17 protein-coding genes are annotated in these 22,479 nt (G+C 62.0%); 9 read left to right on the plus strand and 8 right to left on the minus strand.

What is annotated here, in order from left to right:
- Nucleotides 1-816 precede the first annotated feature (816 nt).
- The 7 genes from AC3ISG_RS01190 to gshB form a co-directional block, all read right to left on the minus strand.
- A complete protein-coding gene (locus AC3ISG_RS01190; protein ID WP_489298343.1) occupies nucleotides 817-2,088 on the minus strand; it encodes a dihydroorotase in 1,272 nt (423 codons plus the stop codon).
- Nucleotides 2,085-3,089 carry an aspartate carbamoyltransferase catalytic subunit gene (locus AC3ISG_RS01195; protein WP_489298344.1) on the minus strand — a complete coding sequence of 335 codons (1,005 nt, stop codon included), beginning with the start codon at nucleotides 3,087-3,089 and terminating at the stop codon, nucleotides 2,085-2,087. The genes AC3ISG_RS01190 and AC3ISG_RS01195 overlap by 4 nt, the downstream gene beginning before the upstream one ends.
- Nucleotides 3,090-3,101: 12 nt before the next feature.
- Nucleotides 3,102-3,623, minus strand: coding sequence for a bifunctional pyr operon transcriptional regulator/uracil phosphoribosyltransferase PyrR (pyrR, locus tag AC3ISG_RS01200; protein WP_122536402.1), 522 nt, complete (start codon nucleotides 3,621-3,623; stop codon nucleotides 3,102-3,104).
- Between the two features lie 76 nt (nucleotides 3,624-3,699).
- Entirely contained in the window at nucleotides 3,700-4,137 is a 438-nt protein-coding gene (gene ruvX, locus AC3ISG_RS01205) for a Holliday junction resolvase RuvX (protein WP_205486098.1), read from the minus strand.
- On the minus strand, nucleotides 4,137-4,706 hold the full coding sequence (locus AC3ISG_RS01210) for a YqgE/AlgH family protein (RefSeq protein WP_122536404.1): 570 nt from the start codon (nucleotides 4,704-4,706) through the stop codon (nucleotides 4,137-4,139). Before AC3ISG_RS01210 ends, ruvX begins: the two co-directional genes overlap by 1 nt.
- A 107-nt stretch (nucleotides 4,707-4,813) precedes the next feature.
- On the minus strand, nucleotides 4,814-5,716 hold the full coding sequence (locus AC3ISG_RS01215) for an energy transducer TonB (RefSeq protein WP_489298345.1): 903 nt from the start codon (nucleotides 5,714-5,716) through the stop codon (nucleotides 4,814-4,816).
- Between the two features lie 172 nt (nucleotides 5,717-5,888).
- Nucleotides 5,889-6,845: a glutathione synthase gene (gene gshB, locus AC3ISG_RS01220; protein WP_489298346.1), complete on the minus strand. Its 957-nt coding sequence runs from the start codon at nucleotides 6,843-6,845 to the stop codon at nucleotides 5,889-5,891.
- Between the two features lie 241 nt (nucleotides 6,846-7,086).
- Here gshB and pilG point away from each other — a divergent pair, with 241 nt between their 5' ends.
- The 6 genes from pilG (at nucleotide 7,087) to AC3ISG_RS01250 (ending at nucleotide 17,126) form a co-directional block, all read left to right on the plus strand.
- Nucleotides 7,087-7,497 (plus strand): twitching motility response regulator PilG, encoded by a 411-nt coding sequence (gene pilG / locus AC3ISG_RS01225; protein ID WP_065991170.1) that lies wholly within the window; start codon nucleotides 7,087-7,089, stop codon nucleotides 7,495-7,497.
- Nucleotides 7,498-7,542: 45 nt separating this feature from the next.
- Nucleotides 7,543-7,908: a twitching motility response regulator PilH gene (gene pilH, locus AC3ISG_RS01230; RefSeq protein WP_065991171.1), complete on the plus strand. Its 366-nt coding sequence runs from the start codon at nucleotides 7,543-7,545 to the stop codon at nucleotides 7,906-7,908.
- A gap of 16 nt (nucleotides 7,909-7,924) precedes the next feature.
- Nucleotides 7,925-8,464 carry a chemotaxis protein CheW gene (locus tag AC3ISG_RS01235; protein WP_489298347.1) on the plus strand — a complete coding sequence of 180 codons (540 nt, stop codon included), beginning with the start codon at nucleotides 7,925-7,927 and terminating at the stop codon, nucleotides 8,462-8,464.
- A gap of 75 nt (nucleotides 8,465-8,539) precedes the next feature.
- Nucleotides 8,540-10,576 (plus strand): methyl-accepting chemotaxis protein, encoded by a 2,037-nt coding sequence (locus AC3ISG_RS01240; RefSeq protein ID WP_122536408.1) that lies wholly within the window; start codon nucleotides 8,540-8,542, stop codon nucleotides 10,574-10,576.
- Nucleotides 10,577-10,666: 90 nt separating this feature from the next.
- Nucleotides 10,667-16,645 (plus strand): hybrid sensor histidine kinase/response regulator, encoded by a 5,979-nt coding sequence (locus AC3ISG_RS01245; RefSeq protein ID WP_489298348.1) that lies wholly within the window; start codon nucleotides 10,667-10,669, stop codon nucleotides 16,643-16,645.
- Nucleotides 16,638-17,126: a chemotaxis protein CheW gene (locus AC3ISG_RS01250; protein WP_122536410.1), complete on the plus strand. Its 489-nt coding sequence runs from the start codon at nucleotides 16,638-16,640 to the stop codon at nucleotides 17,124-17,126. Before AC3ISG_RS01245 ends, AC3ISG_RS01250 begins: the two co-directional genes overlap by 8 nt.
- Nucleotides 17,127-18,146: 1,020 nt before the next feature.
- On the opposite strand, the gene AC3ISG_RS01255 is transcribed toward AC3ISG_RS01250, so the two are convergent.
- Nucleotides 18,147-18,380, minus strand: a complete 234-nt coding sequence (locus AC3ISG_RS01255) for a CopG family ribbon-helix-helix protein (protein ID WP_272633663.1) — start codon at nucleotides 18,378-18,380, stop codon at nucleotides 18,147-18,149.
- 271 nt (nucleotides 18,381-18,651) lie between these two features.
- Here AC3ISG_RS01255 and AC3ISG_RS01260 point away from each other — a divergent pair, with 271 nt between their 5' ends.
- From AC3ISG_RS01260 to AC3ISG_RS01270, 3 genes are all read left to right on the plus strand, one after another.
- Nucleotides 18,652-19,800, plus strand: coding sequence for a Fic family protein (locus tag AC3ISG_RS01260; RefSeq protein ID WP_489298349.1), 1,149 nt, complete (start codon nucleotides 18,652-18,654; stop codon nucleotides 19,798-19,800).
- Between the two features lie 98 nt (nucleotides 19,801-19,898).
- Nucleotides 19,899-21,575, plus strand: a complete 1,677-nt coding sequence (mdcA, locus tag AC3ISG_RS01265) for a malonate decarboxylase subunit alpha (protein ID WP_272633609.1) — start codon at nucleotides 19,899-19,901, stop codon at nucleotides 21,573-21,575.
- Nucleotides 21,575-22,477 carry a triphosphoribosyl-dephospho-CoA synthase gene (locus AC3ISG_RS01270; protein WP_489298350.1) on the plus strand — a complete coding sequence of 301 codons (903 nt, stop codon included), beginning with the start codon at nucleotides 21,575-21,577 and terminating at the stop codon, nucleotides 22,475-22,477. The genes mdcA and AC3ISG_RS01270 overlap by 1 nt, the downstream gene beginning before the upstream one ends.
- The last annotated feature ends 2 nt before the right edge of the window (nucleotides 22,478-22,479 follow it).

Genomic DNA, 22,479 nt, shown 5'->3' on the forward strand with positions numbered 1-22,479 from the left:
AAAATTTGGCCTACCCGCTGGACCTGTGGGAGTGAGCTTGCTCACGAAGGAGCCGTTGCATTCAGCCATTTTCTCTGAGGCTGAAAGTGAGCCTTCGCGAGCAAGCTCGCTCCCACGTGGGCAGCGGTCGACTTGAAATTTGGCTTACCCGCTGGACCTGTGGGAGTGAGCGTGCTCACGAAGGAGCCGGTGCATTCAGCCACTTTCTCTGGGGCTGAAGGTAAGCCTTCGCGAGCAAGCTCGCTCCCACGTGGGCAGCGGTCGACTTGAAATTTGGCCTACCCGCTGGACCTGTGGGAGTGAGCGTGCTCAGGAAGGAGCCGGTGCATTCAGCCACTTTCTCTGGGGCTGAAGGTAAGCCTTCGCGAGCAAGCTCGCTCCCACGTGGGCAGTGGTCGACTTGAAATTTGGCCTACCCGCTGGACCTGTGGGAGTGAGCGTGCTCACGAAGGAGCCGGTGCATTCAGCCACTTTCTCTGGGGCTGAAGGTAAGCCTTCGCGAGCAAGCTCGCTCCCACGTGGGCAGTGGTCGACTTGAAATTTGGCCTACCCGCTGGACCTGTGGGAGTGAGCTTGCTCACGAAGGAGCCGTTGCATTCAGCCATTTTCTCTGAGGCTGAATGTAAGCCTTCGCGAGCACGCTCGCTCCCACGTGGGCAGCGGTCGACTTGAAATTTGGCCAAGCCGCTGGACCTGTGGGAGTGAGCTTGCTCACGAAGGAGCCAGTACATTCAGCCACTTTCTCTGGGGCTGAAGGTAAGCCTTCGCGAGCAAGCTCGCTCCCACATAATCAGCGTCTGCCTGAGGTTGGGCATCTCACCCGTTATAGCTAACCCGCCCATCCACAAACGTGTACTTCACGGCGCTCGGCAGACAATGGCCGAGGAACGGGCAGTTTTCGCCTCTCGACAGCCACTTCTCGCCTACAACCGTAGAAGCGGCGGGATCGAACAGCACCACGTCCGCAGGCGAGCCGGCTGTCAGCGTTCCGGCCGGCAGGCGCAGCGCAGCGGCGGGTCCGGAGCTGAGGCGTGCCAGCAGCGTCGGCAGGTCCAGCAGGCCGTCTTCGACCAGCGTCATCGCCAGGGGCAGCAACAACTCTACGCTGCTGATGCCCGGCTCGGTCGCGCCAAACGGGGCCAGTTTTGCGTCACGCTCATGGGGTTGGTGATGACTGGAGATCGCCTGCACCACGCCCGACTTCACCGCTTCACGCAGTGCGTCGCGGTCTGCACGTGTCCGCAGCGGCGGCTGCACGTGGTACAGGCTCGAAAAGCCGGTCAGCGCCTCGTCGGTCAGGATCAACTGATAAAGCGCCACGTCCGCCGTCACCTGCAGGCCACGCGCCTGGGCCTGAGCAATCAGGGCCACCCCGCGCGCGCTGGTCAGCTGCGTGAAATGCGCGCGCACACCGCTTTGCTCGACCAGCAACAGGTCCCGCGCCAGTGCCACCGTTTCCGCCGTTTCCGGAATGCCCGGCAGACCCAGAAACGCAGCCGTCGGGCCGTCGTGGGCCAGGCCTCCTTCAGCAAGGTCGTGGTCCTGGGAGTTGAAAATCACCGTCAGATCGAACGTCGCCGCGTATTCGAGCGCGCGGCACAGCGTGCGATTGCTGCGGAAATTCACCATGCCATTGGTGAAGGCCACGCAGCCCGCGTCGCGCAGGGCAATCAGCTCGGCCAATTGCTCGCCTTCCAGGCCCTTGCTCAACGCACCAATGGGAAAGACCTTGCTGTAGCCGGCTTCGCGGGCGCGGTCTAGGATCAGCTCCGCAACGGCGGAGGTGTCGAGCACCGGTTTGGTCCGCGGCGGGCAGCACAGGCTGGTGACGCCGCCTGCTGCTGCTGCGCGGGTTTCGCTGGCGATGCTGCCCTTGCGGCTGTAACCCGGCTCGCGCAACGACACGTTCAGGTCGACCAGCCCGGGGGCAGCGATCAGGCCGGCGGCGTCGATGGTTTCCATAGGGCTGAAGTCGGCAGGTGCCGCGCCGAGGGCAAGAACCTTTCCCGCTTCAAGATGGATGTCGGTGACTTGATCCAGACCGCTGACAGGGTCGATGACGCGAGCGCCGAGGATGCTGAACTTCACTGGGCGATCTCCTGCTCGAACTGACGTTGTGCGGTTTGGCCACTCATGGCCATGGACAGAACGGCCATGCGCACGGCGATGCCGTAGGTCACCTGATTGAGAATGACCGAATGAGGGCCGTCTGCTACTGCCGATTCGATCTCTACGCCGCGGTTGATCGGGCCCGGATGCATTACGATGGCATCGGGCTTGGCGCCGGCCAGGCGTGCGGTGGTCAGGCCGAACAAGCGGTAGAACTCACCCTCGCTCGGCAGCAGGCCGCCCGACATGCGCTCGCGTTGCAGGCGCAGCATGATCACCACGTCGACGTCCTTCAGGCCCTCGGTCAGATCGGTGTACACGTTCACGCCGTATTGCTCGACGCCCACCGGCAGCAGCGTTTTTGGCGCGACCACGCGGATGTCCGGGCAGCCCAGCGCTTTGAGCGCGATCATGTTCGAGCGCGCGACGCGGGAATGCAGAATATCGCCGACGATCGCCACCGAGAGGTTCTCGAAATTGCCCTTGTGGCGGCGAATCGTCAGCATGTCCAGCATGCCCTGCGTCGGGTGCGCGTGACGGCCGTCGCCACCGTTGATGATCGCCACCTGCGGGCTGACATGTTCGGCGATGAAGTGCGCCGCACCGGAGTCACCGTGGCGCACGACGAACATGTCGGCGGCCATGGCCTCAAGGTTGCGCAGCGTATCGAACAGCGTCTCGCCCTTACTGGTCGAGGAGGTCGACACGTTCAACGTGATGACATCCGCCGACAACCTCTGCGCCGCCAGTTCGAACGTGGTGCGGGTGCGGGTCGAATTCTCGAAGAACACGTTGCACACGGTCTTGCCGCGCAGCAACGGGACCTTCTTCACCGCCCGGGCGCCGACTTCGAGGAACGAGTCGGCGGTGTCGAGGATTTCGGTGAGCAGTTCGCGGGGCAAACCGTCGAGGGAGAGAAAGTGCTGCAGTTGGCCCTGATGGTTCAGTTGCAGCGGGCGCTTGGCGTCGAGAGGCGTCATCGCAAAGGACTCTTAGAGGGCGGCGGAATCGGTGGAAAGGTCTTGCAGTTCAAGCGTCAGCGGCGTTGGCCCGGACAGCTTGACCCGTTCGTTCGGCCCCAGTGACAGGGTCGCGCCCGTCACGTTCGGGCGGATTGGCAGGTCGGCGGCGTCCAGATCCAGCAGCGACACCAGGGTCACGCTGGCCGGGCGGCCGTAATCGAACAGTTCGTTGAGCGCTGCACGAATGGTGCGCCCGCTCATCAGCACGTCATCGATCAGCACCAGGTGCTGGCCTTCGATCTCGAACGGCAGCTCTGACGGTCGCACTTGCGGGTGCAAGCCGTTCTGGCTGAAGTCGTCGCGATAAAAGGAGACGTCCAGCGTGCCCAGCGGGGACTCAATGTTGAGGGCCTCGAGAAGCGCCTGCGCGACCCACACGCCACCGGTGCGAATGCCGATGAAGCGAGGCTCCTGGATGCCGCGTTTGTTCAGGTGCGCGTCGAGATCAATCGCCATCTGGCTGATCAGTTCGGCAGGATTTGGCAGGCTCATGGTTGCTCCTTCAGGTGCCCCGGCGTGCGCTGCACGAACGTCCGGGGTAAATCGAATTCGGTGCAGCGTAGATGGATCAGGTTTCAAACAGCGCGGTATTGGCTTCCAGCCAGCTTTGCAGCAGAAGCGCTGCGGCGATGGCGTCCACGGGGTTATCACGGTAGCTGCCGTGCTGGCCGCGGGAGGCGCGTTCGCCTTTGGCTTCGAAGGTGGTCAGGCGTTCGTCGTGGGTGTAGACCGGCAGGTTGAAGCGGCCGTTGAGCTTGCGTGAAAACTTCTCGGCGCGTGCGCTCATCTCGCTCGGCGTGCCGTCCATATTCAGGGGCAGGCCGACGACGATGGCGTCCGGTTTCCACTCGCTGATCAGCGCCTGAACCTTGTCCCAGTCCGGCACGCCGTTCTGCGCTTTCAATGTGCAGAGTTCGCGGGCCTGCCCGGTGATCACTTGGCCGACCGCCACGCCGATCTGTTTGGTGCCGTAGTCGAACCCCAGCAACAAGCGCAGTGCGGCCATCAGGCGTGGCCCGCCTGGCTGGTCAGCAAGTTGAGGTTGACGCCCAGTTTGGCGGCGGCGGCGTTGAGCCGGTCTTCGCTCTCCACCTCGAACAGGATTGCCGGGTCGAACGCGCAGTTGAGCCAGGCGTTGGCTGCAAACTCGGCGTCCAGCTGGCCTGCGTCCCAACCGGCATAGCCGAGTGTGATCAGATTTTGATCAGGGCCGTAGCCATCTGCGATAGAGAAGAGCACGTCCTGGGAAGTCGAGAGCGAAATGCCACCCAGGTCGACCGTCGCCTGGAAGACCTGACCGGAAGGGTGCAGGACAAAGCCGCGATCGGTTTGCACCGGCCCGCCGAGGTGAATGGCAATATCCCTGCACCGCGCAGGAGGCGGCAATTCGGGACGCAGCTGTTCAAGGACATCTGCCAGCGACAGGCTTTGCGGTCGGTTGATGATCAGGCCCATGGCGCCATTGGCGTTGTGCTCGACGATGTAGGTCAAGGTCTGGGCGAAGTTCTCATCGTGCATGTGGGGCATGGCGATCAGAAACTGGTGTTTGAGGTACGACGGAGAGACGTTTTTCATGAGCCCTAGTGTGGCGTCGCGGGGCTGTTGTGACAACTGGCAGAACCGACTCGCGGGCGGATAAATCGCGACGCAGGTCAGGTTTCCTAGTGCGCGGCATTGGCTGATCAATTACTCGACAGCTTGTCCCCGCGCGCGAATTTCCAGGTGCGGATGATTTCAAGCCGGTCGATATCGGCCAGATCGCCACTGAACGGCGCAAACGGTGCGGCCAGCCGGACAATCTTCTGCGCGGCCTGATCCAGCAGCGGCTGACCCGACGACTCGAGAACCAGTACCTCGTACAGTGAGCCGTCGCGATTGATCGACACCATCATCCGCAGGCTGCCGTAGACCTGCTTGCGGCGCGCTTCGTCCGGGTAATTCAGGTTGCCGATGCGCTCGATCTTCTTGCGCCAGTCTTCTTTGTACCAGGCGCCCTTGTCGCGCATGGTCGAGGCCGCACTCAAGCGGTGGATCTTCGGACGCTTGGCGTACGCCTGCTGCTCATCCGCCAGCTCGGCTTCGAGGCTGGCGATTTCGCTGTTCAGCTGCGTGCTGTCGATGGTCGGTGCGACTTTCTTCTGTTCTTCCGGCTTGACCTCATCGCGCCTGGCGACGGTCTTTTGCGGAGACTGGGCTTTCGTGGCAACAGCGGTCTTCGGCGCGTCCTGCTTGACCACCGGTTTGGCGGCAGGCGGTGGCGTGACCTTATTGATCTGGTTGTCTTGATACGGGGCGATTTCAGTGGTCTTGGGCACCGCTTTCTTGTCGAGGGTGCCGCTGCCCTGCTGGTTTTGCTGGGCGAGGAAGTCAGCGTCCTTGGGCTTGGTGTCACTTCTGAAAGGGGCGAGAGTGATCTCCAGGGTCTGGCTGATCTTTTCCGGTTTGACGTAAGTGAAACCGACGCCAAGGATGACGGCCAGATGCACCAGTGCGGCGATCATCAGGGTAAACCCGAGGCGATCGGCAGGGCGCACGCCAGTGCGGGTCAGGGACAGGGGGAGATCATCGTCGACCGCAGCGTTCATCCACGCTCCGGCAGCACATGTGCCAGCATTACTACTCACCTAGCGCAAAAATTCAGGCCGCGCATGATAACGCAATGTCAGGACTGGCTTGGCGTTTGATGTCACCGGGCCGATTAGTGGGCGGTGCCTTTCATTGTGGGAGTAATCAGCGTCACTCCCACAAGGAGCTGGGTTAAGCGCGCGCCTGCAGCTTCTTCTCAATCACATCCATCAACATGCCGCCAATGTCCGTCCCGAACGCGTTGTCGATCTCGCGGATGCAGGTCGGGCTGGTGACGTTGATTTCGGTCAGGTGCTCGCCAATCACGTCCAGGCCTACAAACAGCAGGCCTTTTTCCCGCAGCGTCGGGCCGATCTCGGCGGCGATCCAGCGATCTCGGTCCGTCAGAGGACGGGCTTCGCCACGACCACCCGCCGCCAGGTTGCCTCGGGTTTCGCCAGCGGCCGGGATGCGCGCCAGGCAATACGGCACGGGTTCGCCGTCAACCATCAGAATGCGCTTGTCGCCGTCTTTGATCGCGGGCAGATAGGCCTGCGCCATGATCTGCTCATGGCCATGCTTGGTCAGGGTTTCGAGAATCACCGACAGGTTCGGGTCACCGACGCGGTGGCGGAAGATCGACGCCCCGCCCATGCCGTCCAGCGGCTTGAGAATGACATCGCCGTGTTTGGCGGCGAACTCACGGATGATGTCCGCACGACGGCTGACCAGCGTGGGCGGCGTGCATTGCGGGAACAGCGTGGCAAACAGCTTCTCGTTGCAGTCACGCAGGCTTTGCGGCTTGTTGACCACCAGCACGCCGGCGCGCTCGGCTTGTTCGAGCAGATAGGTGGAGTAGACGAACTCCATGTCGAACGGCGGATCCTTGCGCATCAGGATCACGTCCAGATCATCCAGACCGCTGTCGACTTCGGCTTCCAGCTCGAACCAGTGAGCCGGGTCGGCGAAGACTTTCAGCGGTTTCATGCGGGCGCGGGCCTGGCCGGCGTCCTGGTACAGGTCGTGCTGCTCCATATAGAACAACGACCAGCCGCGGGCTTGCGCTGCCAGGAGCATGGCCAGCGAGCTGTCCTTTTTATAGGAGATGCGCTCGATGGTGTCCATGACGATTCCCAGGCGAATGCTCATGGGTAATATCCTCTGATCGGTAATGGCCACGACAGGCCGAAAATAGGCGTCAGGGTGGCGCCGCGCCGGCTTTGGGTCAAGGGGCAAGGCTTTATGGATTGACCGTGGAGAGTGTGCTAAAAAGGCTCGGCATCCGGTGTCGCGCCAGCTGTCTCTGGCGCCTCCCGATCATCCCGACCCAAAACCAGATGCCCGGCGGAAGGCAACCCATCTGATTCGCCGCGGCGATGGTAGAGCAGATATGGAACAGCATTCAGCCCCATTGAAAGTGATGGTCATCGACGACTCCCGAACGATTCGTCGCACCGCCGAGACGCTGCTGAAAAACGTCGGCTGTGAAGTAATCACCGCCATCGACGGCTTCGACGCACTGGCCAAGATTGCCGACAATCATCCCAGAATCATTTTCGTCGACATCATGATGCCCAGGCTCGACGGGTATCAGACGTGCGCGTTGATCAAGAACAACCGGGCGTTCAAATCCACGCCGGTGATCATGTTGTCCTCAAGGGACGGGCTCTTCGACAAGGCCAAGGGGCGCATCGTCGGCTCCGATCAGTTTTTGACCAAACCGTTCAGCAAGGAAGAACTGCTCAGTGCGATCAAGGCCCATGTGCCCGGGTTCGTTGCAGTCGAACAACAACTATCTTGATGCCGCCCCCTTCGTGGGGGACGGCTGTTTCTATGGGGAAGCACCATGGCTCGAATTCTGATCGTCGATGACTCGCCGACCGAAATGTACAAGCTGACCGGCATGCTGGAGAAGCACGGCCACCAGGTCCTCAAGGCCGAGAACGGTGCCGACGGTGTGGCGCTGGCCCGTCAGGAAAAACCCGATGCCGTCTTGATGGACATCGTCATGCCGGGCCTCAACGGTTTTCAGGCGACCCGTCAGCTGACCAAAGACGCTGACACCAGCATGATCCCCGTCATCATGATCACCACTAAAGATCAGGAAACCGACAAGGTCTGGGGCAAACGCCAGGGCGCGCGGGATTACCTGACCAAGCCAGTGGACGAAGAAACCCTCATGAAAACCCTGAACGCGGTGCTCGCGGGCTGACCCCCGGCTGACGCTCATGGCTCGGTCACAAACCGCCTTCCAGCTGCTGCTCGATATCGACCAGCGCTGCCGCTCCCTCGCTGCCGGCCTGCCGTTGCAGGAAACCCGACAACAAGGTTGGGGCGGCATTGGCTTCCGCATGGGCGAGCGCCATTACGTGGCGCCCATGGGCGAGGTCGACGAAATCCTTCACGAACCGCGCTGCGCGGTGTTGCCGGGCGCCAAGGCGTGGGTTTGCGGCATCGCCAATCTGCGCGGCCGCTTGTTGCCGATCATGGATCTGTGCGCCTTCTTTGGTCACGAACTTTCACCCCTGCGCAAACACCGGCGCGTGCTGGTCATCGACTTCGAGGGCGTGTTCGTCGGTCTGCTCATCGACGAGGTGTTGGGCATGCAGCATTTCAGCGAGCGGAGCCTGATGCCTGAAGCGGGTCACGACAGCGAACCCCGCGTCGCGCCGTACATACGGGGGCGTTTTGTGCGCGAGCAGGCCTGGCAGGTATTCAGCCCACGTGCGCTGGTGCAGTCGCCTGAGTTTATGGATGTGGCGCTTTGATGTGCGGCGTTGAACAGTGCCTGTCCAGACGGCTAATGCCGTCCCTTAATCGAACATCAGGCGGAGCCCTGAGCAATGAGTAATACCGGCAAGTCACTGGAAGGCGCGCGCAGTCGATCGCAGATCGTCGTGCTGTTCATCTGCCTCATCGTTTTCATCATGCTGCTGTTCGTCAACTTCGCGTATCTCAGCACGCAATCCAACTACGACAAACAATACATAGGCCACGCCGGCGAGCTTCGCGTGCTGTCCCAGCGCATCGCCAAGAACGCCACGGAGGCGGCGGCGGGCAAGGCGGCGGCATTCAAGCTGTTGGCCGACGCGCGCAACGACTTCGACACGCGCTGGCAGTATTTGAAGAAAGGCGACAAGAACACCGGCCTGCCTGCTGCGCCCGCTGCGGTGAGCGATGAGCTGAAAGCGGTACAGAACGACTGGGAGAATCTGCGCAAAAGCACCGACGTGATTCTGGCCCGTGAGCAGACCGTGCTCTCGCTGCATCAGGTCGCGGCAACGCTCGCAGAGACCATCCCGCAATTGCAGATCGAATCGGAAAAGGTCGTCGACATTCTCCTGCAAACCCGTGCGCCCGCGGCTCAAGTGGCCCTCGCACAGCGGCAGTCGCTGCTGGCCGAGCGGATACTGGGTGCGGTGAACACGGTGTTGTCGGGTGACGAAACCGCGGTTCAGGCAGCGGATGCTTTCGGTCGTGATGCCAGCCAGTTCGGGCGTGTGCTCAACGGCATGCTCGAAGGGAATGCCACCCTGAAAATCGCTCAGGTCGAAGACCGCGATGCGCGGGCGCGTCTGGCCGAGATTGCCGAGCTGTTCCAGTTCGTCTCGGGGTCGGTCGACGAAATCCTTGAAACCTCGCCGGAGCTGCTGGAAGTCCGTGAAGCGGCGGGCAGCATCTTCAACCTCTCGCAGACGCTCCTCGACGAAGCCTCGGTGCTGGCCAACAGTTTCGAGCACATGGCCGGTGGGCGCGCGGCGTACAGCTATGGCGGCTACATACTCGGCCTGCTGGCCCTGGCGTCGATCATCCTGATTGGCCTGGTGATGGTGCGCGAAACCAACCGGCAGCTGCGCGAAACCGCTGAGAAGAACGAGCGCAACCAGAACGCGATCATGCGCCTGCTCGACGAGATCGAAAACCTGGCGGACGGCGACCTGACCGTGGCTGCCTCGGTGACCGAGGATTTCACCGGCGCGATTGCCGATTCGATCAACTACTCCATCGATCAACTGCGCGAATTGGTGTCGACCATCAACCTTACCGCCGAGCAAGTGTTCGGCGCCGTGAAAGACACGCAGACCACCGCCACCCAATTGGCCGCGGCGTCCGAGCATCAGGCGTTGCAGATCGCAGCGGCCTCTAACGCCATCCATGACATGGCGACTTCCATCGATCAGGTCTCGGCCAATGCGTCCGAGTCCGTTGCGGTCGCCGAGCGGTCTGTGACCATCGCCAACAAGGGCAACGAGGTGGTGCACAACACCATCACCGGCATGGACAACATCCGCGAGCAGATTCAGGACACGTCAAAACGCATCAAGCGCCTCGGCGAGTCATCCCAGGAGATTGGCGACATCGTCAGCCTGATCGATGACATCGCCGACCAGACCAACATTCTTGCGCTCAACGCCGCGATCCAGGCCTCGATGGCCGGTGATGCCGGACGCGGTTTCGCGGTGGTGGCCGATGAGGTGCAGCGGCTGGCCGAGCGCTCGTCGTCAGCGACCAAGCAGATCGAAACGCTGGTGCGCGCAATTCAGAACGACACCAACGAAGCGGTGATCTCCATGGAGCAGACCACCGCCGAAGTGGTGCGCGGTGCGCGGCTGGCGCAGGACGCCGGTGTCGCGCTGGAAGAAATTGAAGGCGTGTCGAAGATCCTCGCCGCGCTGGTCGAGAGCATCACCAATGCGGCGCAGCAGCAGGCTGAGTTGGGCCAGCAGATTTCGTCGACCATGCTGGTGATCCAGCAGACCACCACGCAGACCACCTCAGGCACGGCGGCGACTGCCCGGAGCATGGGCAATCTGGCGAAGATGGCCAGCGAGATGCGCCGCTCGGTGTCCGGCTTTACGCTGCCGACATCACGGCATTGATGGCCGTTGTGAGCGCCCGTTTGATAGCCCCGTTAATGCACCCGTTATCGCAAATGAAGCAGCGTCAGAACACAGGCAACCGGAGTCACCATGGCTGACCGTCACGATTACGTGGCCCTGGAGTGGGTCAAAGGCGAAATAGCCGAAACCCTCACCCACGCCCGACAGGCACTGGACACTTTCGTCGCCCGCCCCCACGACGCATCGGCGATGGACGTTTGCCTTGACCTTATCCACCAGGTTCATGGCAGCCTGCAGATGATCGAGTTCTACGGCGCCGCGTTGTTCGCCGAGGAGATTGAACAGCTGGCGCTGGCCCTCAAGCAGGGCCACGTCAGCCAGGAAAGCGAAGCGATTCAGCTGCTGAATCTGGCGATGACCCAACTGCCGCTCTACCTGGAGCGTGTGCATTCCGCCCGCCGTGATCTGCCGCTGGTGGTGCTGCCGCTGCTCAATGATCTGCGCAGCGCCCGGGGCGAAAGCCTGTTGTCGGAAACCAGCCTGTTCTCGCCACAATTGCTGTCTATCCCTGCCCTTGATGCCGACGCATTGGCCGAGCGCGACAGCCCGGAGCTGCCCGCGAAGCTGCGCAAACTGCGGCAGACGCTGCAAACCGCGCTGGTCGGGCTGCTTCGCGATCAGGACGTGCAGACTCAACTCGGTTACATGGGCAAAGTGTTCGCACGGCTTGAGGTCTTGTGCGAGGACGCGCCCCTCGAACCGCTTTGGCGCATCGCTTCCGCGCTGGTCGAAACCATGGTCAGCGGTAACTTCACTAACAGCCCGGCGCTGCGCAGCCTGTTCAAGGACGCTGACAAAGAACTGAAACGTCTGCTGGATCAAGGCATCGAGGGGATCAATCAGCCTGCGCCCGACGAACTCCTGAAAAGCCTGTTGTTTTACATCGCCAAGTCCGACAGCGAGGCGCAGAAGATGACGGACCTCAAGGACCAATACGCCCTTGCCGATGCCCTGCCGCACAGCGCTTTGGTTGCTGAAGAACGCGCGCGCATGGCCGGGCCGGACCGCGACGCCATGCGCTCTGTGATCATTGCGCTGTGTGATGAGCTGGTGCGTACCAAGGAGCGGCTCGACGTTTTTGTGCGCGGGGATCGTCAGCACGTCAGTGAGCTGAGTGCGTTGCTGCCGCCGCTGCGGCAGATCGCCGACACCCTGGCGGTGCTGGGCTTTGGGCAGCCGCGCAAAGTCATCATTGATCAGATGACCGTGGTGCAGGGCATGGCCCAAGGGCAGCGCGAGCCCGACGATGCCACCTTGATGGACGTCGCCGGCGCGCTGCTGTACGTCGAATCCACCCTCGCGGGCATGGCCGGAACCGTCAACCAGAGCAGCCCCGAAGAGAGCCGCCTGCCGACCACGGACCTCAGCCAGATTCATCAGCTGGTCATCAAGGAAGCGCGCATCGTCCTTCAGCAGGCCAAGGATGTGATCGACGCCTACGTCGACGGCGAAATGGATCGGGCACGTCTGCTACCGCTGTCGGAGCAATTGGTTCAGGTGCGCGGCGCCCTGGCGATGATTCCGCTGGCGCGGGCATCCGGCCTGCTGGCGGCCTGTAACGACTACATCACCGAGCGCTTGCTGGTCGACGGTGAGAGCCCGGCGGCCTCGCAGCTCGATCACTTGGCGGACGTGATCATCGGCGTCGAGTACTACCTCGAACGCATGGCCGAAGACCCGGAGGCGCCGGGTGAACACGTGCTGGACCTGGCCCAGGAAAGTCTGGCCCGGCTCGGTTACTCGCCGGTCCCCGACGCGCTGGATGTGCCGGTGCTCGAAGAAGTCATCAGCGAAGAAGAACTGCAGGATCTGCACGAGCGGCAGGCCCTGGTCAGCCCGAGCCGCACCCTCGCCGAAGTGCTGGCCAGCCCGCTGTCGGCGGTCAACCCGCCGGCGCGAAACATGCCGGCCAGCCTGTTGCCGCCGCCGAAGGGTGAGCAGGCGATCGATGACGAGTTGCGCGAAGTCTTCCTCGAAGAAACCGACGAGATGCTCGAAGCCCTGCGCGAGTACGTGCCGCGCTGGCTTGCCGATCCCGGCAACCTCTCGGCGCTGGGCGAGATTCGTCGCGCGTTTCACACCCTCAAGGGCAGCGGCCGGATGGTGCGCGCGCTGATTCTGGGCGAGCTGGCATGGTCGGTAGAAAACCTGCTGAACCGCGTTCTGGAACACAGCGTCGAGCCGGATGCACGGGTGCAGCAGTTGCTGACAGACGTACAGACTTTGCTGCCGGACGTGATTCGCGATTTCGCCGAGGACGTTCAGCGTCAGCGTGACGATGTCGACCAACTGGCCGCCCAGGCTCACGCGCTGGCCCAGGGCGAGGCAGGCGACGTCGAGCCTGCGCAACGCCCGGAGGACGAAGAGGGTTTTGACCCGCAGTTGCTGGAGATCTTCCGTCAGGAAGCCCATACCCACCTGAACACGGTGAGCCGCTATCTCGACGCCTCGCAGGACGCTGATGCGCCTGTGTTCAGCAACGATTTGCTGCGCGCGCTGCACACCCTCAAAGGCAGCGCGTACATGGCAGGCGTCCTGCCGATTGCCGAGCTGGCGAGCCCGCTGGATCAACTCGTTCGCGAGTTCAAGACCAACCTGATCGCGGTCGGCCAGGACGAAATCGACCTGCTGCGTGCGGCCGAGCCTTTGTTCCATCAGGGTCTGGCTCAGCTGAATGTCGACCCGCTGATGCCCATCGAAGGCGCTGCCGCCCTAATTCAACAGGCCCAGGAGCTGCTTGACGGACGGCTGGCCGATGCCTTGAGCGACGACAGCAATGGGCTGCGCACGCGGCGTAATCCGCAGTTGATCGCGAGCTTTCTGGCCGAGGGCATGGACATCCTGCTGGACGCCGACAACCTGCTCAAAGACTGGCGTCAGCACCCCGGCCACCGCCAGGAACTGAATGCGCTGCTGGACGAATTGACCATGCTCGGCCACGGCGCACATATGGCCGACCTGCCTCAGGTCGACGAACTCTGCGAAGCGCTGCTCGACTTGTATGGCGCGGTGGAGGAGAGCAGCCTTGCCGTCAGCGAACGGTTCTTCGATGAAGCCGAAAAGGCCCACGAGGCGCTGATCAACATGCTCGATCAGGTCGCCGCCGGACAGGAAGTTCAGCCTTGCCCCGAACGGGTGAGCGCCTTGCGCGGGCTGCTTGCCGAAGCGCTGGACCCCGGCGCGATGGGCGTCATCAAAAGTGATGGCGCTGGGGCGACCCACATCACAGAGATGGAGGAGGTCAGCGAACGCCTCGCTCAACCTGCCAAGCCGTTGAGTGATGATTTTGATCAGGAAATCGTCGAGATCTTTCTTGAAGAGGCGATGGACATTCTCGACATCGCCGGCCCTGCGTTGCAACGCTGGCTTGACGAGCCGGACAACCCGCTGCCGCTGTCATCGTTGCAACGTGACCTGCACACCCTCAAAGGGGGCGCGCGCATGGCCAAAATCGGGCCGGTGGGCGACCTCGGTCACGAGCTGGAATCGCTCTACGAAGGCCTGCTTGACCGACGATGCGGTTACTCGCCGCAACTGGCCGAACTGCTGGTGCACAGCCACGATCACCTGTCGCTGATGCTTGAGCAGTTGCAGCACCGCTCGGCGCTGACCAGTCCCGCGCACCTGATCGAGAAGATCCGCGAGTTTCGTCAGCGCAACTGTTACTTGCTGCCCCATGACGGCGAGACGCGCAATGTCAGCTCGATGATTCACTCGCTGGACGAGCGTGATCCGGAACTGCTGGAAATCTTCCTCGAAGAAGCCGACGACATCATCGAAAGCAGCAGCGCGGCGTTGGTGCGCTGGCAGGCCGATCCGCACAACGCGCTGGAAGTGGAAAACCTGCTGCGTGATCTGCACACGCTCAAGGGCGGCGCGCGCATGGTGGAGATCGCGCCGATTGGCGATCTGGCCCACGAACTGGAGTCGCTGTACGAAGGATTATCGACGGGTGCGCTGAAAAACAGCGCGCTGCTCAACGGCTTGCTGCAAAGCGGCCACGACATGCTCGCCGACATGGTGGATGCCGTTCGGGGTTACGAGCCGCTGCCCAACCCGGCGCTGCTGATCGAGAGCATCGGTCACTACACCTCGTCCGGAACCGCCCGAGACGCTGTCGATACACCTCAGGATGCGCCGGCTCAGGTGCCCGCGCCGGTTGTTGATACGGCGGCGCAGGCCGAGGCCGACGGCGAGCGTACCGGCCCGGAGATGATCAAGGTTCCGGCCGAGCAACTGGAGGACCTGGCCAATCTGGCGGGGGAAACCTCGATATTCCGGGGCCGTGTCGAGCAGCAGGTCAGCGACGCGCAGATCACCCTGATCGAGATGGAAACCACCATCGAGCGGATGCGGGATCAGCTGCGCCGACTCGACATTGAGACCCAGGGCCGTATCCTCAGCCGCGACCACCACGTCGATCGGCGCGGTTATGAAGCATTCGACCCGCTGGAAATGGACCGTCATTCGCAGCTGCAGCAGTTATCCCGCGCGCTGTTCGAGTCCGCGTCCGACCTGATGGACCTCAAGGAAACCCTCGACACCCGCGCCCATGAGGCCGAAACCCTGCTGCAGCAGCAGGCGCGGGTGAACACCCAGCTTCAGGAAAGCCTGATGCGCACGCGCATGGTCCCGTTCGAGCGTATGGTGCCGCGCCTGCGCCGGATCGTTCGTCAGGTGTCGGGCGAGCTGAACAAGAAGGTCAAGTTCGACGTGGTCAACGCCGAGGGCGAGATGGACCGCAACGTGCTCGAACGCATGGTCGCGCCGCTGGAGCACATGCTGCGCAACGCCGTCGATCATGGTCTGGAGAGCGTCGAGGAACGTCTGGCCGTTGGCAAACCCGAGTGGGGGCATATCACGCTGAGTCTGGCCCACGAAGGCGGCGACATCGTTATCGAAATGCGCGACGACGGCGCCGGTGTCGACTTCGAGGCCGTGCGGCGCAAGGCGATCAAGCGCGGCATGATCGGCCCGGACGCCGAACTGAGCGAACACGACATTCTGCAGTTCATCCTGCGGCCAGGATTTTCCACCGCCGAGACCATCACCCAGATTTCCGGGCGCGGTGTCGGCATGGATGTGGTGCATGCCGAGGTCAAGGACCTGGGCGGCTCGATGGTCATTGATTCCAAAGCGGGCGAGGGTGCGCGGTTCCGTGTCCGCCTGCCGTTCTCGGTGTCGGTCAATCGGGCGCTGATGGTTCAGTGCGGCGAAGAACAGTACGCCGTACCGCTAAACAGCATCGAGGGCATCGTGCGCGTGATGCCGAGCGAGCTGGAGTCCTGCTATCACACGGTGCCGCCGCGGTACGAGTACAGCGGACGGAGTTACGAGTTGCGTTATCTGGGCGAATTACTCAATAACGGTCATCCGCCGAAACTGAGCGGCCAGACTCAGGCCCAGCCGCTGCCCGTGCTTCTCGTCCACGTTCACGATCAATGGGTTGCGGTGCAGGTGGACGCGCTGGCCGGCTCGCGGGAAATCGTGGTGAAAAACCTGGGCCCGCAGTTTTCCTCGATTCCGGGCATTGCCGGCGCCACCATTCTGGGGGACGGCCGCGTGGTGCTGATTCTCGACCTGTTTGCCCACATCCGGCGCTTCCACGCCAAGTTGCTCGCGTTGCAGGTCGCCGGTCATGCGCCAGTGCGTTATGTAGAACCCGAACAGGCGCGGCCGTTGCTGGTGATGGTAGTGGATGACTCAGTGACCGTGCGCAAGGTCACCGGCCGCTTGCTGGAGCGCAACGGCATGAACGTGCTGACGGCCAAAGACGGCGTCGATGCCATGGCGCTGCTGCAAGAGCACACCCCGGACATCATGCTGCTGGACATCGAAATGCCGCGCATGGACGGCTTTGAAGTCGTCAGCAAGATTCGCGGAGACGACGCCTTGAAACACCTGCCGATCATCATGATCACGTCGCGATCAGGGCAGAAGCACCGCGACCACGCCATGGCGCTTGGGGTGAACGAATACATGAGCAAGCCTTATCAGGAAGCCGCACTGCTGGAAAGCATCGCCCACTGGAGCCACGCCCATGTCTGACACCACCACGCAAACGGCGCGGCTGACCAGCCTGACCGGGTTGCTGATTCCCCTGAGTGACCGGCACCTGTTGTTGCCCAACGTGGCGGTCGCCGAGCTGATCGACTATCAAGACAGCGTCGCCGACCCCGCCGCACCGCAGTGGTACCTGGGCCCCATCAACTGGCGCAACCGCAGTCTGCCGCTGCTCAGCTTCGAAGCCGCCTGCGGCAGCCGCGCCCGCGTTGGAGGCCGCGCCCGCATCGTCGTGCTCAACGCCCTCGGCGGTCGGCCTGACCTGAAATTCATCGCCCTGCTGACCCAAGGCATTCCGCGTTCCTGCAAGCTGGACAGCCAGCTCAGCTACGTCGACGTGCCGCTGGCCGAGCTGGAACTGGCCGCGGTGCAAGTGGGCGAGACCGTGGCGAAAATCCCCGATCTTGTGGCGCTGGAAGAGTGGCTGGTGGAGGCGGGGTTGGTTCAGATGACGCCAAACTTATAAGAGACTTCCCGGCTCTCAAACCCCGCAGATTGCATGCCGAACACAGCCCCCTGTAGGAGTGAGCTTGCTCACGAAGACTGTATTTCAGCCGCTGAAGATTTGGTGGATGTACCGACATCTTCGCGAGCAAGCTCGCTCCCACCAATGCATGCCAGCCGCCGCAGATTGCATGCCGGACACTGCCCTTGTGGGAGTGAGCTTGCTCGCGAAGGCTGTATTTCAGCCGCTGAAGATTTGGTGGATGTACCGATATCTTCGCGAGCAAGCTCGCTTCCACCAATGCATGTCAGCCGCCGCAGATTGCATGGCGGACACGGCCCTTGTGGGAGTGAGCTTGCTCACGAAGGCTGTATTTCAGCCGCTGAAGATTTGGTGGATGTACCGACATCTTCGCGAGCAAGCTCGCTCCCACCAATGCATGCCAGCCGCCGCAGATTGCATGGCGGACACGGCCCTTGTGGGAGTGAGCTTGCTCACGAAAGCTGTATTTCAGCCGCTGAACATTTAGCGGCTGTCCCGGCCTATTCGCGAGCAAGCTCGCTCCCACCAATGCATGTCAGCCGCCGCAGATTGCATGGCGGACACTGCCCTTGTGGGAGTGAGCTTGCTCACGAAAGCTGTATTTCAGCCGCTGAATATTTAGCGGCTGTCCCGGCCTATTCGCGAGCACGCTCGCTCCCACGAATGCATGTCAGCCGCCGCAGATTGCATGGCGGACACTGCCCTTGTGGGAGTGAGCTTGCTCACGAAGGCTGTATTTCAGCCGCTGAAGATTTGGTGGATGTACCGACATCTTCGCGAGCAAGCTCGCTCCCACCAATGCATGCCAGCCGCCGCAGATTGCATGGCGGACACAGCCCTTGTGGGAGTGAGCTTGCTCACGAAGATTGTATTTCAGCTGCTGGAGATTCGGCGACCGTCCCGACCCTTTCGCGAGCAAGCTCGCTCCCACAATTTGATCTCCAGCATGCTCAACTTGTTTCTGTCTGGAGCATCCAAGAACTGCCTGCGGAAGCCGGCTCATATCAGGCTGAAGTATTTCGCTTTTACAGATTCGATATCGGTAAGGTTTCCTGCGTTGGCATCCGCTATACCGTCCGAAATAGCCTGCATCTGGCCCATCTCGGCTTCCAGGTAACGGCTCAGTGCCCTCTGTAAATGGTATTGCCGATTACGCCCAGTGGCGCCGGCCAGCTGATCGAGCGTTTGTACTGTTTCTTCATCGGCTTGAAATGACAGGACAGTCGATGACATGAGATTTCCAGGCGCTTGGAAGGCATACATATCGCCTTCAAAGGTAGGAGTCTGGTTCGGAAAAGGCAATTCAGGTAACTGCGACGTCGCGCTCGGATTTCAGGTTTGTGAAGTGGACAGTTTAATCAGTCGAGAAGGATCAATTGCGGTACATATATATCGCTTTCCTCCCAAATCCCTCCTAGACGACGAGCCGAATAAAATGCATATTCGGCTCATGCAGTGAGCCGAATAAGGTTGCTAATCGGCTCACGCTCTTCCGAGGCGTCCAGTGAAACAGTCAACACAATGGATTTGGCAACACCCCAATTGGCCTTCCTTTTCCTGGGATGTGGAGCCGTTGGCGCCGCTGTTGCGGGCCTGCACCCAGGCGCAGGGTCAGCTATTGGGGATGATTGGCGCTTCAGGCGCCGCCGCGAATGTCGAGCGTGAACTGGACGCTTTGCTGCAGAACCTCATCACCTCATCGGCCATTGAGGGTGAGCAACTCAACGTGGAGTCGGTGCGCTCCTCGCTGGCAAAACGGCTCGGGCTCGCCAGCGATGAACGCGTGACGGCGCGCAGTGAAGGTCTGGCGGAGCTGATGCTGGATGCCACCCAACAATACGACATGCCGTTGACGTCTAAACGGCTGATGCGCTGGCATCAGTTGTTGTTCCCCGAGCCGAGCGCGTTGACGGCATACCCCATCCAGGTCGGGGCGCTCAGAGGGCCTGAGCCCATGCAGGTCGTGTCCGGTCGCATCGACCGGCCCGTGGTGCACTTCGAGGCGCCTGCGCGCGAAGGCCTGGAGCAAAAGCTTGATGACTTCTTTTACTGGTTCAACAGCAGCCGCGTCGATCCAACCCTGGACCCGCTGATCCGCGCGGGCATCGCGCATTTCTGGTTCGTGACGCTGCACCCGTTCGACGATGGCAATGGACGTTTGACCCGCGCAATCACTGATCTGGCAATGGCCCAGGGCGAACACCAGGCCATACGCTTTTACGCCATGTCCGCCAGCATCCTCGCCCGCCGTCAGGACTACTATCGGATTCTGGAAGCGACTCAGCGTGGAGGCCTGAACATCACCGAATGGCTCGTTTGGTTTTTGCAGACGCTGCTCCATACGTTTGAGCAGGCCATCCAGCGCATCAACCGGGTTTTGGCGAAGGCGAGATTCTGGCAAGCCCATCGAGATGACGGGCTATCTCCCGAGCAAATCAAAGTGCTCAACCGTTTGCTGAATGGCGACCTGCTGTCGGAGAAGCCGGACGCAGGTTTTACCGGTGGCATCAGCGCCGCTCAATACCAGGCGGTCGCCAAAGTCAGTAAAGCCACCGCCACCCGGCATCTTCAGGACCTGCTGGAAAAAGGTTGTCTGGCGAAGCTCCCGGGCGGCGGGCGCAGCACCCGCTACCAGATCAATTGGCAGATCTGATCATTACTCTCAGCGTAACGATCCCGCCAGTTACTTGATTGATGCCGCACCTCAACCCCTCCTAATCTGCCCCACGACAGCGAACTCGTGGAGTCAGCATGACCACAACAACGAAACTTGACCCGCGCTGGTCGCGTCGTCGCACTGAAAAGCTGCGACGGCTCGACCTGGTGCGTTCCTTCGCCGATGGCGTTGTACTGCCCACCGACAAGATTGTCGCGGCGCTTGAGGCGCTGATTGCGCCGGGCGATCGCGTGGTGCTTGAAGGCAATAACCAGAAGCAGGCGGATTTCCTGTCCCGCTCACTGGTCAAGGCCGATCCCGGGAAGCTTCACGATCTGCACATGATCATGCCCAGCGTGGGCCGGGCCGAGCATTTGGACCTGTTCGAACGCGGCATCGCCCGTAAGCTGGACTTCTCCTTCGCCGGCACCCAAAGCCTGCGCATCAGCCAGCTGCTGGAAGACGGCCTGCTGGAAATCGGCGCGATTCATACCTACATCGAGCTGTATTCCCGTCTGCTGGTTGACCTGATTCCCAACGTTGTACTCTCGGCCGGCTTCATGGCTGACCGCGCTGGCAACATCTACACCGGCGCCAGCACCGAAGACACGCCCGCCCTGATCGAACCGGCCGCCTTCAGCGACGGCATCGTTATCGTGCAGGTCAACCAGTTGGTGGATGACGTCAGCGACCTGCCGCGCGTGGACATCCCGGCGTCTTGGGTCGACTTCGTGGTCGTCGCCGACAAGCCGTTCTACATCGAGCCGCTGTTCACCCGTGACCCGCGCCACATCAAGCCAGTGCACGTGCTGATGGCGATGATGGCGATTCGCGGGATCTACGAAAAACACAACGTTCAGTCCCTCAACCATGGCATCGGCTTCAACACCGCCGCCATCGAACTGATCCTGCCGACCTACGGCGAATCCTTGGGCCTGAAGGGCAAGATCTGCCGCAACTGGACACTCAACCCGCACCCGACGCTGATCCCTGCCATCGAAAGCGGCTGGGTCGAAAGCGTGCATTGCTTCGGCACCGAACTGGGCATGGAAAACTACATTGCCGCGCGGCCCGACGTGTTCTTCACCGGCCACGATGGTTCCATGCGTTCCAACCGGATGATGTGCCAGCTGGCCGGGCAATACGCCGTTGACCTGTTCATTGGCGCCACGCTGCAAGTCGACGGCGACGGCCATTCCTCGACCGTTACGCGCGGGCGCCTTGCCGGCTTCGGTGGCGCACCGAACATGGGCCACGACCCGCGCGGCCGGCGTCACGCCACGCCCGCCTGGCTGGACATGCGTCAGCAGAGCGGTGACGGGCCAGACGCCTATCTTGAGCGCGGCAAGAAGCTTGTCGTGCAGATGGTCGAGACCTTCCAGGAGGGCGGCAAACCCACCTTCGTCGAGACCCTGGACGCCGTCGAAGTCGCAAAAAAGAGCGGGATGCCGCTGGCGCCGATCATGATCTACGGCGACGACGTGACCCATCTGCTGACCGAAGAAGGCATCGCCTATCTATACAAGGCGCGCACCCTGGAGGAGCGTCAGGCCATGATTGCCGCCGTTGCGGGCGTGACCTCCATCGGCCTGCGTCACAACCCGAAAGACACCGCCCGCATGCGCCGTGAAGGGCTGATCGCGCTGCCTGAGGATTTGGGCATTCGCCGCACCGACGCTAGCCGCGAACTGCTCGCCGCCAAGAGCATCGCCGAGCTGGTGGAGTGGTCCGGCGGTTTGTACAACCCGCCTGCGAAATTCAGGAGCTGGTGATGCGCGCATTCAACGTAGCTTTCGATGCCTTTGATGCAACGCCGAACCCTGCGTCACTGGCAGAGCGCCTGGCCGATCTGGCGGTAGATGCACTGATCGACGAGGCCGACCTGTCGCCGAAACCGGCGCTGGTTGATCGTCGCAGCAGTGGCGCCCATACGGATTTGCACTTGGGGCTGATGCACGCGTCTGCGCTGTCGCTGTGGCCTGCATTCAAGCAGATGGCCGAAGCCGCCGTTGCCATGAGTGAGATCAACCCGGCGCTGCGAGAAACCATTGGCCGACTCGGTCGCGAAGGTGAAGCCGCGATGATGCGCACCACCAACGGAGTGAACACGCACCGTGGCGCGATCTGGGCTCTGGGGTTGCTGGTCACTGCTGCTGCGCTGAATCCCGATGACCTTTCCCCGGAAGGGCTGTGCCAACGCGCGGGCCGTCTGGCACTGATCGAAGACCGTCATCAAACCGCCAGCAAAAGCCAGAGTCACGGCCAAACCGTTGCGCAAAAATACGGCGCAATGGGTGCCCGAGAACAAGCGCAAGCAGGTTTCCCTGCCGTCACTCAAACCGGCTTGCCGCAACTTATCTGCAGCCGCGCCGCCGGGCATGGCGAGCAGAACGCGCGACTCGATGCGCTGCTGGCGATCATGACCACGCTGTCCGATACCTGCGTGCTGTACCGCGCGGGTGAAGAAGGCCTGCATGCCATGCAACACGGCGCGCAGCGGGTGCTGGACGCCGGTGGCAGCGCGACCCTCAGCGGTCGTCGCGCGCTGAACCAGCTCGATCAGCAACTGCTGAGCCTGAACGCTTCTCCCGGCGGCGCTGCCGACTTGCTCGCCGCTTGCCTGTTTATTGATCGCCTGGAGCCTGCGCTCGGCGATGCAACGAGGAACGTCTGATC

The organism is Pseudomonas sp. GL_135 (assembly GCF_057834665.1).